This is a genomic window from Rhodococcus sp. DMF-1, assembly GCF_021441945.1.
GTDB classification, from domain to species: Bacteria; Actinomycetota; Actinomycetes; order Mycobacteriales; family Mycobacteriaceae; genus Rhodococcus; species Rhodococcus ruber.
This window is the reverse complement of the sequence record NZ_CP090442.1, coordinates 2,086,874-2,101,655: the sequence shown is the minus strand read 5'-3', so window position 1 is coordinate 2,101,655 and position 14,782 is coordinate 2,086,874. Positions and strand designations below refer to the sequence as shown.

The following is a 14,782-nucleotide window of genomic DNA, read 5'->3' as shown; positions in this document are numbered from 1 at the left end:
CGTTCAGCTGGCTAACGGATGAAATAAATCGTGGCAAACAGCGCAATCCACACGATGTCGACGAAGTGCCAGTAATAGGAGACGACGATCGCTGCGGTGGCCTGCGCCGGCGTGAACTTGCTGACCCTCGTGCGTACGAGGAGGAACACGAAGGCGACGAGGCCGCCGATGACGTGGAGGCCGTGGAATCCGGTCGTGATGTAGAAGACCGACCCCCAGACCATGCTCGAGATCGTCACGCCTTCCGCGACCAGCTGGGTGTACTCGAAGCCCTGGCCGAGCACGAAGAACGTGCCCATGGCGAGGGTGATGAGGTACCACCGCCGGAGGCCGAACACGTCGCCGCGTTCGGCGGCGAACACGCCCATCTGGCAGGTGAAGGAGGAGGCGATCAGCACGAGGGTGACCGGCACCGCCAGCGCCAGATTGAGATGGACAGGCTCCGGCGGCCAGTTGCCGTCGGCCTGTGCCCGGGCCACGAAGTACATGGCGAAGAGCCCTGCGAAAAACATGAGCTCACTGGACAACCACACGATGGTGCCGACGCTGACCAGATTGGGCCGGTTCAGCGAGTGCACGCGCTGGGTGATTGCAGTTCCTGAAGTCCCTACTGCGCTCGTCACGTTCGCAAGTATGACTGGTCGTAGTAACTCTTGGGCACTCGGGGCTGAAATCGGCGCGTCTTTGCTGGTGACCGGCCTGTGAGTCCCCGATCCGGGGGGTCGTCGCGCCCCGTCGCCGAGCATGGGATCGTGGTGCGATGAGCAGTGGTGCAGGGGTGTGGAGCCGGGTCCGCCGGGTGTTCTCACGCAGGCGTCCGGAGCCGCTCGATCCGTCGCGGCCGGACCTGGTGGTGGTGGTCTCGTCCTTCGACGACGTCGAGGCCTGTTCGACCGCCCTCGAGCGGGGCTCGGCGTCGGAACCGGCCTGGTCCCCGGAAGCGGAAGCCGTGCTGCGCCATCACCTCGAACTGCCGGCCGATTCGGTGGATCAGGCGATCGCCCTCTGTGGACGGGACGGGTACGCCCCCGCACAGCCCGCGCGTCCCGCCGGGACCGGCCTCGAGGCCGTCCTGCTGCAGCGGGTGCAGGTGCTCGATGCGCTGCACTGTTCGCAGGAACGGTCGCGGATGGCCTCCCTCGCCCAGCGCCTGGGCGGCACCGCGCTGGGGTGGGACGCCCTGCAGCCGGCGACGGGCGCTGACTAAGCTCCTCCGTGCGCCGCCGACGACGGCGTCGGACAAAGGAGCGAGATGCGGCGAGGGCAGGTGCGATGAACGCTGGACGACAGGCGGATGCGGTGGCCCGGAGCTGGCCGGCGGTCCTCGGTGCGCTCACCGCCGGACGCGACCTCGCCCGGGCGGAGGCCCAGTGGGCGATGGACGAGATCATGTCCGACAACGCCACGGCCGCGCAGATCGCCGCGTTCGGCGTCGCGCTGAAGATGAAGGGCGAGACCCCCGAGGAACTGCTCGGCCTCGCCGACTCGATGCTCGCTCATGCGCGCCTGGTGCCGGTGGACGACGACGTCGTCGACATCGTGGGCACCGGAGGGGACCGGGCGAACACGGTCAACATCTCCACCATGGCGTCGCTGGTGGTGGCGGCGTGCGGGATCCGGGTCGTCAAGCACGGCAACCGGGCGGCGTCGTCGAAGAGCGGCGGCGCGGACGTGCTCGAAGCGCTGGGCGTGCACATCGACCTCGGTCCCGAGGCCGTCGCGGAGTCGGTCGCCGAGGCCGGTATCGGCTTCTGTTTCGCACCCGTCTACCACCCGGCGCTCCGGTTCGCAGCCGCACCGCGCAAGCAGATCGGCATTCCCACGGTGTTCAACGTGCTCGGGCCGTTGACCAACCCGGCCCGGCCCCGCGCCGGCCTGATCGGATGCGCCTTCCCGGAGTTGATCGGCACGGTCGCCGGGGTCCTCGCCGAGCGGGGCAACTCGGCCCTCGTCGTGCGCGGCGACGACGGTCTCGACGAACTGACCACGTCCACGACGTCGACGGTGTACGTCGTCCGGGACGGCCACGTGAGCACCGTGAGCCTCGATCCCACCGACCTGGGCGTCGCCCGGGTGCCGCTCGAGGCGCTGCGCGGCGGCGACGCCACCGACAACGCCGTGATTGCGCGGGCGGTCCTCGCCGGGGAGCACGGCCCGGTGCGCGATGCGGTCCTGCTCAACGCCGCCGGGGCGATCGCCGCCTTCCGGGGGTTCGAGGGGTCGCTCGCCAGTGCCCTGGCGGCGGGGATGCAGACCGCAGCCGAGGCGCTGGACTCGGGCGCTGCGGCGGCTGTCCTCGCTCGCTGGGCCGAGGTGACCACCCGGCTCGCCGCCGGGTCGAGGTGACCACCCGGCTCGCCGCCGGGTCGAGGTGACCGCGGGGCGGACCGGGCATCCGTCCTATTCGCCGATCGAGAACCCGGCCTCGACATCGGCGCTCGAGTACGACTGGAAGGCGATGTGCGTCGCCGTCTTGGCCACGCCCTCGAGTTTGTTGATCCCGCGGGTGACGACCTCGGCGATCTCTTCGTGGTCCCGCACCCGCAGCAGCGCGATCAGGTCGATGTCGCCGGCGCAGGAGTACACCTTGTCGACACCGGCCAGATCCGCGACCGCCTGAGCGGTCTCCGGAATCCGGTGGGCGTCGGCGTGGATCAGGACGATGGCGTGGATCATGAGCTCTCCTCGGCTGCCGGGAACGCACGTGCGGGCGAGCACTCAGCGTAGGGGGTGCGCGACCGGGACCGGCTCGGCCCCGGCACGTGCCGTCCGGGCGAGTTCACCCCACTGCGCCCAGGCGCCGGCGCCGCGAAGCGGCTCGGACCAGCCCTGGGAGGTTCGGACGATGCGGACCCCGTCGTCGTGGAGCCAGCGGACCAGCAGGCCGAGTTCCTCGACGAGCGCGCCGCGCAACGGCGCCGTCGTCGGCCGCACCGTCTCGGCTGCCGCGACGATCGCGTCGACCACGGGCATCGGCGGGACGCCGCGCGGAGCGACTCCCGCCCCCGCGAGCCGGCCCGCCCGGATCACCGCGAACTCCCAGCCGCCCTCGACGCGCCGGCGGGCGGCGACCAGCTCGTCCACCGCCGCGAGCGCGGCCAGGCGCTGCGTCCGGCGCAGTGCGAGCACGGCGTCGGCCGTCCGGTCCCGCAACCGGGCCGCGCTCTCGAACAGTTCGGCAGCGCCGAGGTGTTCGACACGCCGGCGCATCCGATGCAGCGGCTCGTCGTCGTCGCCGCGAAGCAGGGCGCGGGCGAGATCCACCTGCTGCGCGTACTCGGCGGGTGTCTGCAGTCCGGCTACTGCGGCAGCGCAGGCTCCGACGGCGTCCGGCGGGCAGTGCTCGCCGTGGCGCTTCGTGCGGGGGATCCGGCGGGTGCAGGTCCGAAGGCGGCAGAACTCGGCGACGGTGGTGGCGACGGCGGCGGCGTCGGCCCGCGACGAGAACGGGCCGACGGCGTCGACGGTGGGGCCGCCGACCGGATGCGGGGGAGCCGCGACGGGTGTCCGCACGACGGACAGCCGGGGGAACGCCTCGTCGGTGAGGGTGATCCACCAGCCCCGGGCGGGGAACTTGGAGCGGCGGTTGTAGGGCGGGGCGTGCGCGGCGAGCAGCCTCAACTCCCGCACCCCCGCCTCGAGGGCATGGGCGCATTCCACGTGGTCGATCCGGGTGGCGAGCGCCACCATCTCCCTCAGCCGGGGCCGGGTCTCGGAACCGGTGAAGTAGTTGCGCACGCGGCGGCGCAGGTCGACGGCCGTACCGATGTACAGCACCTCGTCGGAGGGCCCGCGGAACAGGTACACACCGGGCCGTCGCGGCAGGTGTGCCGCGAGGGACCGCTTGGCGCGTTGCTCCGCGGTGACCGCCGGCAGATAGTCCCGCAGTTCGGTGAGGCTGTGGACGCCCTGGTTCCCGACGCGCTCGATGAGCGCGTGCAGGACGTCGACGGTGGCGCGGGCATCGTCGAGAGCACGGTGCGTGGGCGTGGTGGACACACGGAACAATTCGGCCAGCGCCGACAGTCGCACGGACGGGGCCTCGTCCCGGCCGAGCACGCGGCGGGCGAGCTTGACCGTGCACAGCACCGTGAACCGGGGCCACGCGACCTCGGCGCGGGACGCTGCGGCCCGCAGGAACCCGACGTCGAAGCCCGCGTTGTGCGCGACGAGCACGGCCCCGGCGGCGAACTCGAGGAACGAGGGCAGAACCTGCTCGATCCGGGGCGCGGAACGCACCATGGCGGTCGTGATGCCGGTGAGCTGGACGATGTTCGGCGGGATCGAACGGCCCGGGTCGACGAGCGTGGCGAACTCGCCGAGAACCTCGCCGCCACGGATCTTGACCGCGCCGATTTCCGTGATGGCGTCGTCCGTGGAACTGCCGCCGGTGGTCTCGAGGTCGACGACGACGAACAACGTCTCCCGCAACGGCGTGTCCAGTTCGTCGAACCCGAGCTGCACCCCGACGGCGGGATCGGGTCGGCGGGGCACGGTCACGTCGTCAGGGTAGGAGTCGGGTCCGACACCGCGGGGAGGGGGATCCGGCACGCCGGCAGAGGGATCCGACACCGCCGGGTGGGGGAAGAGAGGGGTCGGACGCCCGGAGTCGGCTCGACGAGACGAGGATCACATCGCCGATCGCCCGGGCGGGTGTGGGCGGCGCGCCGACGGGGTAACGACTCGGGTGGTGCGGTGGGACGTGTCGCCGCGGTGGGCGGTGTCGCGGGCGTCCTCGCCGCCGCGATCGCCCGCGAGACCTGCGGCGACGTGGCAGCGGGCCGGTGGTCGGCGCGGGACGTGCCGGAGGTGGCCGCCGTGCCGTCGTCCCTCGAACCGACCGTTACGTTTCCGTGATCGAACGGCCGGAGCCGTCCGGCCCGAATCGGGCATATCCGTCAATCCGCGGCGCGTACGGCGCGGGCGGTCGACATCCTCCGATGCGATTTCGTAATCTTTTCGAGACCAAGCGGTGAGGATGTCGAACCACCAGAGGGGAGACGCCGCTCGGTCACCGCCTAATCGGCGCATCCGCAACGGGTGCCCGAGCCGGGGACCCACGTTGTCCTCTGGGGTGAATCCCTCCGACCGCACCCGCGGAACGGGGGGTAGGGCTGATCTTCCCAGCCCGAACCCGTCAGCTAACTCGGTCGGCGGACGAACGGAAGAAATGGAGCAAACCCCTCGTGGCGTCTCAGATTTCCAAGCGCACCGTCCGGCGCGCTGTCGTTGCCGGTGCCCTCGCTCTCGGTGCGGTCACCGTCTCTGCCGGACCCGCACTCGCCGAGCCGGTCACCATCCCCGGCGTCGGCTCGTTCGACCTGCCGGCCGGCGTGACCCTCCCGCCGGAGGTCGCCAACCTCGTCCCGCCGGCCCCGCAGGGTGCCGCACCGGCTCCGGCCGCGCCCTTCAGTGCGCCGGTCACCTCGGTCGCCCAGCGCGCCGTGGACGCAGCCCACAGCAAGCTCGGCGCCCCCTACGTCTACGGCGCCGCCGGTCCGAATGCCTTCGACTGCTCCGGCCTGGTGCAGTGGGCCTACAAGCAGGCCGGTCTGAACCTGCCGCGCACGAGCTACGACCAGGCCGCCGCCGGCCGGGCCGTGGACGTCTCCGCGCTGCAGCCCGGCGACGTCGTGTCGTTCTACGGCGGTAGCCACTCCGGCATCTACATCGGCAACGGCAACGTCATCCACGCGTCGACCTCGGGTCAGCCCGTGAAGATCGCGCCGATGAACTCGATGCCGGTCGACGGGGCCCGCCGCTACTGAGCGACGACTCCACGACTGTCACGCACTGCAGCGGGGCGGACCGGTCGACGCCGGTCCGCCCCCGCTGACGCTCCGGACGGGCACTACCGGCGCAGGGTGAGCTACCGGCGGGTAGACACGAACCGGAGCGCTTCCGTAACCTGATCGAGATTTTTCGGGTAACGGGTGCGCAACGTCGAACGAAAGGACCTGGTCCCGTGGTGGTGGACAGGACGAAACGGTCGCTTCGGGCGCTGATGATCGGGGTGCTCCTCGCGGTGTTCTCGGTGGCCGTCCCGGCCGGTGCCGATCCGGTGGGGGAGAGCCCCACCGCCGCACTGGAACGGCTGGCCGAGTTGTCGCGCAAGTCCGAGCAGACCACCGAGGCGCTGCACAACGCCGGAATCGACCTCGACGCGAAGGTCGAGGCCCAGCGGGCCGCCGAGGCAGCTCTGGCGCGCGATCGCGAGGCGCTGGCCGCCGCGGAAGCGGAACTGGCCGTCTTCCGGCCCACCGTGGACAAGCTCGCCGTCGCCAACTATCGCGGTGCCCGCACCAACCGGCTGTTCGCCCTGATGGTCAGCGATTCGCCCCAGCAGCTGCTCGACCAGATGTCGGCGCTCGACGTCATCGCCCACCAGACCGCCGACCAGGTCGCGGGATTCCGCACCGCGTCGGCCGCGGCCGCGGAGGCTGCGCTCGCATCCGAGCGTTCGGCCGACGAGGCCCGCGCCGCCGCCGAGCAGGCCCAGGTCGTGCGGGACGAGCTGCAACGGCAGCAGAGCGAACTCGAGGCCCGGATCGACGAGGTGCTCGCGGCCTTTGCCGACCTGAGCGCCGAGGAGAAGGCCACCCTGGCCGGCGCCCCCTTCCCCCCGGGATTCGATGCCGAGAAGATCCTGTCGAGTCTGGCCCCCGGCAGCGGCAGCGGCGCCCTGCAGGCCGGCATGACCCGGATCGGCAGCCCGTACAGCTGGGGTGCCACCGGCCCGTCCGAGTTCGACTGCTCCGGCCTGGTGGTGTGGGCCTACAAGCAGATCGGCAAGAACCTGCCGCGGTCGAGCCAGGCCCAGGCGCAGGGGGGCACCCCCGTCCCGCGGGATCAGCTCCAACCCGGCGACGTCGTGACGTTCTACGACGACGCCTCGCATGTGGGGCTGTACGCGGGCAACGGCAACGTCCTGCACGCCTCCACCTACGGCGTGCCGGTCAAGGTTGCCCCGATGGACAGGATGCCGTTCCACAACGCCCGCCGGTACTGACGTCCGTCGCGCCCACCCCCGCGGCGCGGTCGTGGGCGCGACCTACACTGGCCGCCGTGCCCGCGCCCTACTCGTCGCCCCGTCCCCCTGGCAGTCGCCGGTGGGAACGGCTCGGTGTCGCCGGACTGGTCGTCGCGGTCGTGGCCGTCGGTCTCTCGCTCGCGTTCACGCCCGACGACGGCCCGGCCGAACCGGCGTCGCACCGCGCTGTGCAGGGACTGCTCGATGCATGGTCCCGGGCCGTGCGCACCGCCGACCGGGCGGTGCTCGCCACCGTCGTGGATCCCCGCGCCCGCCCGGGTCTGCTCGAGGCGGAGGTGCGCCGCGCCGAAGCCCTGGCCGCGTTGCCGCTGGCGGACTTCGCCTACGAGCTCGGACCGGACCTCGGGACCGACGTCACCGGCGACCTGGTGGCCCGGCTCGGCGCCGACGAGGCCCGTGCCCTCACCGTCCTGCTGCGCTACGCCGTCGAAGGGATCGACGACGAACCCACGCGCAAGCCCGTGACGGTGGTCCTCGCCCGCCGGGGAGAGCGGTGGCACCTCGTCGACGACCGCCCGCTGCCGGGTACGGACACCACTACCTGGCGGGGGCCGTGGGACTTCGGCCCACTCGAGGTCCGGGCAGTGGAGACCGGGGCCGGGAACCGGTCCCTCGTCGTGGGCCACCCCGAGCACTCGTCCCTCGTCGCCGACATCGCCGCCGAACTCGCCTCCGCCGTCGAGGCCGTGGACGCCGTGTGGGGAACCGGATGGCCCCGCCGCGCCCTCGTGCTCGTCACCGCCTCGCACGACGAGTTCACCGCGCAGGTCGGCAGCCGCTACAACGGCGCGGACATCGCTGCCGTCGCGGTCTCCGACGTCGTCGACCACGAGCGGGGCCGGGCCACCGGTCAACGCATCGTCTTCAGTCCCGCCGCCGAGCAGCGGCTGGACGAGGCGGGGCTGCGGGCGATCCTGCGCCACGAACTCACCCATGTCGCGGCGCGCACCGACACCGTGGACGGGTCGCCGCTGTGGATTCTCGAGGGCTATGCCGACTACGTGGGCTACCGCGGTGCCGGCGGCGACCTCGCCGCGATCGCGCCCACCCTCGCCGCGGTCGTCGCCGAGCGCGGGGCGCCGAGCACGCTGCCCGCGGACGCCGAGTTCGCCGGCGACGGCGCGCGCCTGGCGTACGAGAGCGCGTGGTCGATCGCGGCGTTCGTCGCCGAGGAGTTCGGCAGCGAGCGGCTCACCGCCCTGTACCGGCGGCTGTCCGCCGGGCCTGCCGGCACCCGGGAGCTCGACGCCGCCCTCGGCGACGTGCTCGGTGTGGACGCGGATCAGCTCGTCGACCGATGGGGGAGCCGGCTCGAGAGGCAGGTGCCGGCTCCCGTTGGCTGACCCGCCGTCCGGACCCACCGCGGCACCGCCTACGGTGAGCGCATGCCCCGAACGCTGCTGGTCACCAACGACTTTCCGCCTCGGCCCGGGGGGATCCAGTCCTACCTGCAGGCGTTCGCGGCCCAGGTGCCGCCCGACGACCTGGTCGTCTACGCCCCGCGATGGCGAGGGGACAGTCACGTGAAGTTCGACGCCCGGCAACCCTTCGAGGTCGTCCGCCACCCCACGACCCTGATGTTGCCGACCCCCGCCGTGGCCCGGCGGGCGGCCCGGCTGATGACCGATCGCGGCTGCGAGACCGTGTGGTTCGGCGCTGCGGCGCCGCTGGCCCTGCTCGCTCCCGGGTTGCGTCGCGCCGGCGCCCGCCGGATCGTGGCCAGCACCCACGGGCACGAGGTCGGCTGGTCGATGGTGCCCGCCGGACGGCGGGCGCTGCGCCGCATCGGCAACACCACCGACGCCGTCACCTACGTCAGCCGGTACACCCGCGGTCGATTCGCCTCGGCGTTCGGGCCCGGCGCAGGTCTCGAGCACCTGCCGTCCGGCGTGGACACCGAGGTGTTCCGGCCGGATCCAGCGGCGCGCGCGGACCTGCGCGCCCGGTACGGGCTCGGGGACCGCCCCACCGTGCTGTGCCTGTCCCGGCTCGTGCCGCGCAAGGGCCAGGACATGCTCATCCGTGCACTGCCCGAGGTCCGGCGCCGTGTCGACGGGGCGGTGCTCGTGATCGTCGGCGGGGGCCCGTACCACGACCGTCTCCGCAGGCTGGCCCGCACGGTCGGGGTCGAGGACCACATCGTGATCACCGGAGGAGTGCCGGCCGCCGAGCTCGCCGCCCACCACACCCTCGCGGACGTGTTCGCGATGCCGTGCCGTACGCGCGGCGCCGGTCTCGACGTCGAGGGTCTCGGAATCGTCTATCTCGAGGCCTCCGCCACCGGGGTGCCCGTGGTGGCGGGCCGCTCCGGTGGCGCGCCCGAAACAGTGCGGGAAGGAGAGACCGGTGTCGTCGTCGACGGCACGTCGGTCGCGGCGGTGGCGGCCGCCGTCGCCGACCTGCTCGCCGACCGCGACCGCGCGGCGGCGATGGGCGCGGCGGGCCGCGCCTGGGTGGGCGCCGAATGGCGGTGGGACGTGCTCGGCGAGAAGCTGCGGCGTCTGCTGGCCTGACGTGCCGACCGTCCGGCCCCGACCCCATGCAACCCCCTGGACGAGCCGGGACCGGCCATGTGTGAAGCTGTCCCCGTGAGCAGCATTCAGGTGGCCGATCAGGCCTTCATCGCCGCGGCGCCGAGGCGGATCGCGGCCGAGATCGCCCAGCCCCACCGCTGGCGTTCGTGGTGGCCCGACCTGGACCTCACGGTCCGAGAGGACCGAGCCGAGAAGGGCATCCGATGGTCGGTCGGCGGGGCGCTGACCGGCACGATGGAGGTCTGGCTCGAGCCGATGCTCGACGGCGCGATCGTGCACTACTTCCTGCACTGCGAACCGGCCGGGATGCCGCCGGAGAAGGCGGGGGGGTGGGATCTCGCCGCCATGAATCACCGGCGCCGCGTCGCCGGCAAGGTCATGACGTTCGACGTCAAGCGGCGGCTCGACGCCGGGCGCGCCGCCGGCGAACCTCCACAGGACCCCCGCCCCTGACCGACGGGGCCGTACCTGCAGGCGACGAGCCCGCACCGGAACTACTACGGTGTGATAGACAGCGGTTCCCGCGTGTGCCGATCCGGTAGGACGAGGGGACAGACGGAAAGGAAGCGTTCGTCGCATGGCCGAGAAGACCAAGCGGTCGATCACCATCGATGCTCCGTCGGATCGGGTGATGGCCGTGATCGCCGATTTCGACGCGTACCCGGCCTGGGTCTCGGCAGCGAAATCCGTGGAAGTGCTCGCCGTCGAGTCCGGAGGCCGCGCCGAACGGGTCCGGTTCGTGCTCGACGCAGGCGTGGTGCGCGACACGTACGAGCTGGTCTACGAGTGGGCTTCCGACGGCCGGTCGGTCAGCTGGGAGCTCGTCGCCGGGGAGATCCAGAAGGCCCAGTTCGGTTCCTACATCCTCACCGAAGCGCCGGAGGGCGGCACCACCGTGTACTACGAGCTGACGGTGGACCTGACCATCCCGATGATCGGACTGTTCAAACGGAAAGCCGAGAAGGTGATCACCGACACCGCGCTGAAGGAACTCAAGAAGCGGGTGGAAGGCTGAGCGGGCTCGCCGGGCGGCCCGGCCCCGCCGCCGTGCGGCTGTTCGTCGGCAAGGGGGGCGCCGGAAAGACGACCCTCGCCGCGGCGACCGCCCTCGCGGCAGCCCGCTCCGGAGTTCCCACCCTCGTCGTCTCGCTCGATCAGGCGCACTCGCTGACCGACGTGCTGGCCGTCGATCCGGCGTCGACCGGGTCCGTGGACGCCCGCATCGTGCCGGTCGCCGAGGGTCTCGACGCGCTGGAAATCGATTCGCTCGCGCTGCTCGAGCAGCGGTTTGCGCTCCTGACCGCGCTCGCCGCCGCGGGCGGTGCCCACGGGCACGGTGACCGGTTCGGGATCCCCGCGGCCGAGGAACTCACCGGCCTGCCCGGCGCGCAGGAGATCCTCGCCCTCGGGGAGGTGGCCCGCCTGGCCGAGTCGGGACGCTGGGGCGAGGTGATCGTCGATCTGCCCGCATCCGCGGACGCCTTCCGCATGCTCGCCGCGCCGGCAACGGCCTCGGAGTACATCGAGCGGATCTGGCCCCGGCACAGCCGCATCGTCGCGGCGACCGGGGCCGACCCGCGCCTCGCCCTGGTCGTGGCACTGGTCGACCGCGTCGTCGAACACGTCTCGACCGTGCAGGACCTGCTCGGCGACCGCACGCGCACCCGAGTCGACCTCGTCGCCACCGCCGACCGGCTCGGCATCGCCGAAACGCGACGACTCCGGTCCTGGACGGCCCTGTCCGGGCTACGGCTGGAACGCGTGATCCTCAACCGGATCGTCCCGGACCTCCCGGCAGAGGAGACCGGACCCGCCGCGGCCTGGCTCGCCGAACAGCGCGGCGGACAGCGCCGGATCGTGGCCGAGATCGCGTCGACCCTCGGCGACGTCACCGTGGTCGAGTGCGAGCAGCGGTGTGCCGAACCGGTAGGGTTGGCCTCTCTGGCGGCGCTCGCGGAGTCGCTGCATCCGGACGGAGCAGCACCGCTCACGCAGGAGGATGCCGGCCTCGAGCCGGTGCGGGTCCAGCATGAATCGGGGACAGGGGTGGATGCGGTGTACACGATGCGGATGCATCTGCCGCTGGCGGATGCGGCATCGCTGACGCTCGGCCGGGTCGACGACGACCTGGTGATCGGCGCCGACGGCCTGCGCCGCCGGGTGCGGCTCGCGTCCGGTCTGCGGCGCTGCACCGTCGCCGGCGCCGAGTTCGAAGGATCCGACCTGCTGGTGCGGTTCCGTCCCGATCCCGCGGTGTGGCCCCGATGAGCGCCGACCACGACGTCCTCGTCGCCGAACTGCGGGCGCTGGCCGATGCCGTCCTCGACCGGCTCGAGCAGACGGTGCAGCGATTCGCCGAGCCGGAGTCGTCCCCCCGGTCGCCGGCGCCCGGCTCGGTGTCGCCCGATTCGGTGTCGCCCGATGCGGGGACCGAGCCCGCTACCGACACGTCCGCCTCGACGGCGGGCGGTTGCAGCTGGTGCCCGCTGTGCGCCGTGGCCGCCGCCGTCCGGGGCGAGCCGCACGAGCTCCTCACCCGGCTCGCAACTCAGATCGCGGCCCTGATCGCGCTGCTGCGGGACCTGCTCGCCCGGTACCTTCCGGCCCGAGGACCCGCCCCCGACGCGCCCGGTCCGCAGGACCCGCCTCCGGCTCCCGGCCGCAACGGCACGTTCGTGCCGATCTCGGTCACGATCCGACGCTGATCGGACCCACGCCGTGAGCACGGATCGACTCACGATCGGAATCGACGTGGGCGGCACCAGCATCCGCGCGGCCGTCGTCGACGGTACCGGCACCGTCGTCGACACCGTCCGGGCGCCGACCCCGCACTCGGCCCGTGCCCTCGACGGCGCCCTCGACCGCACCGTCGCCCTCCTGGCGGGCCGCAACGAGGTCACCGCCGTCGGTCTCGCCGTCGCCGGGTTCCTCACCGCCGACCGTCGCGTCGTCCGCTACGCCCCGCACCTCCCGTGGGCGGATGTGCCCGTGGCGGAGCGGATGAGCGCGCGGATCGGCCTGCCGGTGGTTCTCGAGCACGACGCCAACGCCGCCGCGTGGGCCGAGTACCGGTTCGGTGCCGCCGCGGGTGTCCGGACGACCGTGCTGGTCGCCGTCGGCACCGGGATCGGCGCCGCCCTGCTGCTCGACGGTGTGCTGTTCCGGGGTGCGCACGGCATCGCCCCGGAACTCGGGCACCTGCAGGTGGTTCCCGACGGGCGCGCCTGCGCGTGCGGGAAGCGCGGCTGCTGGGAGCGGTACTGCAGTGGCACCGCGCTGGTCGACACGGCGATCGAGCTGCTCGCAGCAGGTCCGGACCGCTCCTCCCAGCTCACCCGCGACGTCGCGGCGGATCCCGGCGCGCTGACCGGACGACGGATCGCCGGAGCCGCGCAGGACGGCGACCCGCTCGCCGTCGCGGCGATGGGGGAATTCGCCCGCTGGCTCGGACTCGGCCTGGCCATGGTCGCCGACCTCTTCGACCCGGAACTGGTGGTGGTCGCCGGCGGAGTGTCGGAGTCGGCGTCCCTGTTCCTCGACGACGCCCGCGGACACTACGCGGCGGCCCTGACCGGCCGGGGCCACCGGCCGCTCGCGCGGGTCCGTGCCGCACACCTCGGCGACGCCGCCGGCCTGGTGGGCGCGGCCGACCTCGCCCGGCACCGGTCCGGACGAAACGGACCGAGCGAGTGAGATGCTCGTCACGTCCGTCGGTGTGAGGCGGGACCCCGGCATGCCACGGTGTGCACGGCAACACCTCGCCGTCGTAGAGTCGATCGGCAGGCACGGTCTGCCTGCGCGTTTCGGAGACGGGGAAGGACGCCATGTGGTATTGGCTATTCAAGTACGTCCTGCTGGGGCCGCTGCTGTGGCTCATGGGGCGGCCGAAAATCGAAGGTGCGGAGAACATTCCGACCGACGGCCCCGCGATCCTCGCCAGTAACCACAAAGCCGTCCTCGACTCCTTCTTCCTTCCGCTCGTGGTGCGGCGGCGCATCACCTTCCTCGCCAAGAGCGAGTACTTCACCGGCACCGGATTCAAGGGCCGGTTCCAACGTTGGTTCTTCTCCGCGGTCGGTCAGGTCCCGATCGACCGCACCGGGGCGGATGCGGCGCAGGACGCCCTCAACGCCGGTGTCCGCGTCCTCTCCCAGGGCAAGCTGCTCGGCATCTACCCGGAAGGCACCCGGTCGCCGGACGGGCGCCTGTACAAGGGCAAGACCGGCATCGCCCGGCTCGCCCTGCAGACCGGCGTCAAAGTGATCCCCGTGGCGATGATCGGCACCGACGAGATGAACCCCATCGGGTCGAAGATGTGGAAGCCGGCCAAGGTGACGGTCCGGATCGGTGAACCGATCGACTTCTCCCGCTTCGAAGGCATGAGCGGCAACCGATTCGTCGAGCGCACCGTCACCGACGAGGTGATGTACGCGCTGATGCGCCTGTCGGACCAGCAGTACGTCGACATCTACGCCGCCACCCTCAAGAACCGGCCCGCCGAGGAGGATGCGGCGTCCGCAGCCGCCGACGCGGACCGCCTGCCCGACACGCAGGCCGGCTGACGCCGGCGCCGGCGGCACCGCCCCGGCCGTGACCGGGCGCCGGCGGCACCGCCCCGGCCGTGGCCGGGCATAATGTGCGCACGTGCGTTACTTCTACGACTGCGAGTTCATCGAGGATGGTCGCACCATCGAGCTCGTGTCGATCGGTGTCGCCTGCGAGGACGGGCGCGAGTTCTATGCGGTGTCGACCGAATTCGATCCCGAGCGGGCGGGGCCGTGGGTACGCCGGAATGTGCTGCCGAAGCTTCCGCCCCCCGCGCACCCCGCCTGGAGGTCCCGGACCCGCATCCGCGACGACCTGCTGTCCTTCCTGATCCCCCGGCCGGGCATCCAGCCCGAACTGTGGGCCTGGCTCGGGGCCTACGATCACGTCGCGCTCGTCCAGCTCTGGGGCACGATGCCGGAACTGCCCGACGCGCTGCCCAAGTTCACCCGCGAGTTGCGCCAGCACTGGGAACAGCACGGCAGGCCGCCGCTTCCGGCCGTACCCGACGACAATCACGACGCCCTCGCCGACGCGCGTCACAACCTCGCCAAGTTCGAGGCCATCGAGGCTGCCCGACGACGCCGCTGAGGTCCCGAGCCGAGGTCGGCGCGGGGGGTGTGGCGTCGACCTACCCGGGGGTGCGTATCCG

Annotated in this window: 17 protein-coding genes and 1 riboswitch; of the genes, 14 read left to right on the top strand and 3 right to left on the bottom strand. The window is 72.2% G+C overall.

Annotation, left to right across the window (positions count from 1 at the left end; genetic code table 11):
- Positions 1-11: 11 nt before the first annotated feature.
- Positions 12-623: an aa3-type cytochrome oxidase subunit III gene (gene ctaE / locus LZP97_RS09605; protein WP_010594348.1), complete on the bottom strand. Its 612-nt coding sequence runs from the start codon at positions 621-623 to the stop codon at positions 12-14.
- A gap of 137 nt (positions 624-760) precedes the next feature.
- Here ctaE and LZP97_RS09600 point away from each other — a divergent pair, with 137 nt between their 5' ends.
- Positions 761-1,207 (top strand): hypothetical protein, encoded by a 447-nt coding sequence (locus LZP97_RS09600; RefSeq protein ID WP_048770970.1) that lies wholly within the window; start codon positions 761-763, stop codon positions 1,205-1,207.
- A gap of 65 nt (positions 1,208-1,272) precedes the next feature.
- Entirely contained in the window at positions 1,273-2,346 is a 1,074-nt protein-coding gene (gene trpD, locus LZP97_RS09595; RefSeq protein WP_026137668.1) for an anthranilate phosphoribosyltransferase, read from the top strand.
- Positions 2,347-2,400: 54 nt separating this feature from the next.
- Here the strand turns inward: trpD and LZP97_RS09590 are convergent, their stop codons facing one another.
- Both LZP97_RS09590 and LZP97_RS09585 read right to left on the bottom strand, forming a co-directional pair.
- Positions 2,401-2,676: an Lrp/AsnC family transcriptional regulator gene (locus LZP97_RS09590; protein WP_003934124.1), complete on the bottom strand. Its 276-nt coding sequence runs from the start codon at positions 2,674-2,676 to the stop codon at positions 2,401-2,403.
- 42 nt (positions 2,677-2,718) lie between these two features.
- A complete protein-coding gene (locus LZP97_RS09585) occupies positions 2,719-4,500 on the bottom strand; it encodes a DEDD exonuclease domain-containing protein (protein ID WP_442792842.1) in 1,782 nt (593 codons plus the stop codon).
- A 195-nt stretch (positions 4,501-4,695) separates the two neighbouring features.
- On the opposite strand from LZP97_RS09585, the gene LZP97_RS09580 reads away from it, so the two are divergent.
- The 12 genes from LZP97_RS09580 to LZP97_RS09525 all read left to right on the top strand — a co-directional run bounded on the left by LZP97_RS09580 (position 4,696) and on the right by LZP97_RS09525 (position 14,721).
- Complete coding sequence (locus LZP97_RS09580; RefSeq protein WP_017680373.1) at positions 4,696-4,857, top strand: hypothetical protein; 162 nt, start codon at positions 4,696-4,698, stop codon at positions 4,855-4,857.
- A 148-nt stretch (positions 4,858-5,005) separates the two neighbouring features.
- A riboswitch (cyclic di-AMP (ydaO/yuaA leader) is annotated at positions 5,006-5,172 on the top strand.
- A 14-nt stretch (positions 5,173-5,186) separates the two neighbouring features.
- Complete coding sequence (locus LZP97_RS09575; RefSeq protein ID WP_010594353.1) at positions 5,187-5,768, top strand: C40 family peptidase; 582 nt, start codon at positions 5,187-5,189, stop codon at positions 5,766-5,768.
- A 197-nt stretch (positions 5,769-5,965) separates the two neighbouring features.
- Complete coding sequence (locus LZP97_RS09570) at positions 5,966-7,009, top strand: NlpC/P60 family protein (protein WP_174557560.1); 1,044 nt, start codon at positions 5,966-5,968, stop codon at positions 7,007-7,009.
- Between the two features lie 56 nt (positions 7,010-7,065).
- Entirely contained in the window at positions 7,066-8,394 is a 1,329-nt protein-coding gene (locus LZP97_RS09565; protein WP_099527994.1) for a hypothetical protein, read from the top strand.
- A gap of 42 nt (positions 8,395-8,436) precedes the next feature.
- A complete protein-coding gene (locus LZP97_RS09560; protein WP_234575014.1) occupies positions 8,437-9,564 on the top strand; it encodes a glycosyltransferase family 4 protein in 1,128 nt (375 codons plus the stop codon).
- 75 nt (positions 9,565-9,639) lie between these two features.
- A complete protein-coding gene (locus LZP97_RS09555; RefSeq protein WP_010594358.1) occupies positions 9,640-10,038 on the top strand; it encodes a hypothetical protein in 399 nt (132 codons plus the stop codon).
- Between the two features lie 124 nt (positions 10,039-10,162).
- On the top strand, positions 10,163-10,600 hold the full coding sequence (locus LZP97_RS09550) for an SRPBCC family protein (protein WP_010594359.1): 438 nt from the start codon (positions 10,163-10,165) through the stop codon (positions 10,598-10,600).
- A gap of 32 nt (positions 10,601-10,632) precedes the next feature.
- Positions 10,633-11,853, top strand: a complete 1,221-nt coding sequence (locus LZP97_RS09545) for an ArsA family ATPase (RefSeq protein WP_017680376.1) — start codon at positions 10,633-10,635, stop codon at positions 11,851-11,853.
- On the top strand, positions 11,850-12,290 hold the full coding sequence (locus LZP97_RS09540) for a hypothetical protein (protein ID WP_010594361.1): 441 nt from the start codon (positions 11,850-11,852) through the stop codon (positions 12,288-12,290). Before LZP97_RS09545 ends, LZP97_RS09540 begins: the two co-directional genes overlap by 4 nt.
- A 13-nt stretch (positions 12,291-12,303) precedes the next feature.
- Positions 12,304-13,278 (top strand): ROK family protein, encoded by a 975-nt coding sequence (locus LZP97_RS09535; RefSeq protein WP_010594362.1) that lies wholly within the window; start codon positions 12,304-12,306, stop codon positions 13,276-13,278.
- A gap of 131 nt (positions 13,279-13,409) precedes the next feature.
- Complete coding sequence (locus LZP97_RS09530) at positions 13,410-14,147, top strand: lysophospholipid acyltransferase family protein (protein WP_010594363.1); 738 nt, start codon at positions 13,410-13,412, stop codon at positions 14,145-14,147.
- Positions 14,148-14,229: 82 nt separating this feature from the next.
- Positions 14,230-14,721, top strand: a complete 492-nt coding sequence (locus tag LZP97_RS09525) for a polyadenylate-specific 3'-exoribonuclease AS (RefSeq protein ID WP_010594364.1) — start codon at positions 14,230-14,232, stop codon at positions 14,719-14,721.
- Positions 14,722-14,782 lie beyond the last annotated feature (61 nt).

Coding starts and splice junctions, on each gene's coding strand:
- LZP97_RS09600 (WP_048770970.1), top strand. CDS start 761: ATGAGCAGTGGTGCAGGGGTGTGGAGCCGGGTCCGCCGGGTGTTCTCA.
- trpD (WP_026137668.1), top strand. CDS start 1,273: ATGAACGCTGGACGACAGGCGGATGCGGTGGCCCGGAGCTGGCCGGCG.
- LZP97_RS09590 (WP_003934124.1), bottom strand. CDS start 2,676: ATGATCCACGCCATCGTCCTGATCCACGCCGACGCCCACCGGATTCCG.
- LZP97_RS09560 (WP_234575014.1), top strand. CDS start 8,437: ATGCCCCGAACGCTGCTGGTCACCAACGACTTTCCGCCTCGGCCCGGG.
- LZP97_RS09550 (WP_010594359.1), top strand. CDS start 10,163: ATGGCCGAGAAGACCAAGCGGTCGATCACCATCGATGCTCCGTCGGAT.
- LZP97_RS09540 (WP_010594361.1), top strand. CDS start 11,850: ATGAGCGCCGACCACGACGTCCTCGTCGCCGAACTGCGGGCGCTGGCC.
- LZP97_RS09530 (WP_010594363.1), top strand. CDS start 13,410: ATGTGGTATTGGCTATTCAAGTACGTCCTGCTGGGGCCGCTGCTGTGG.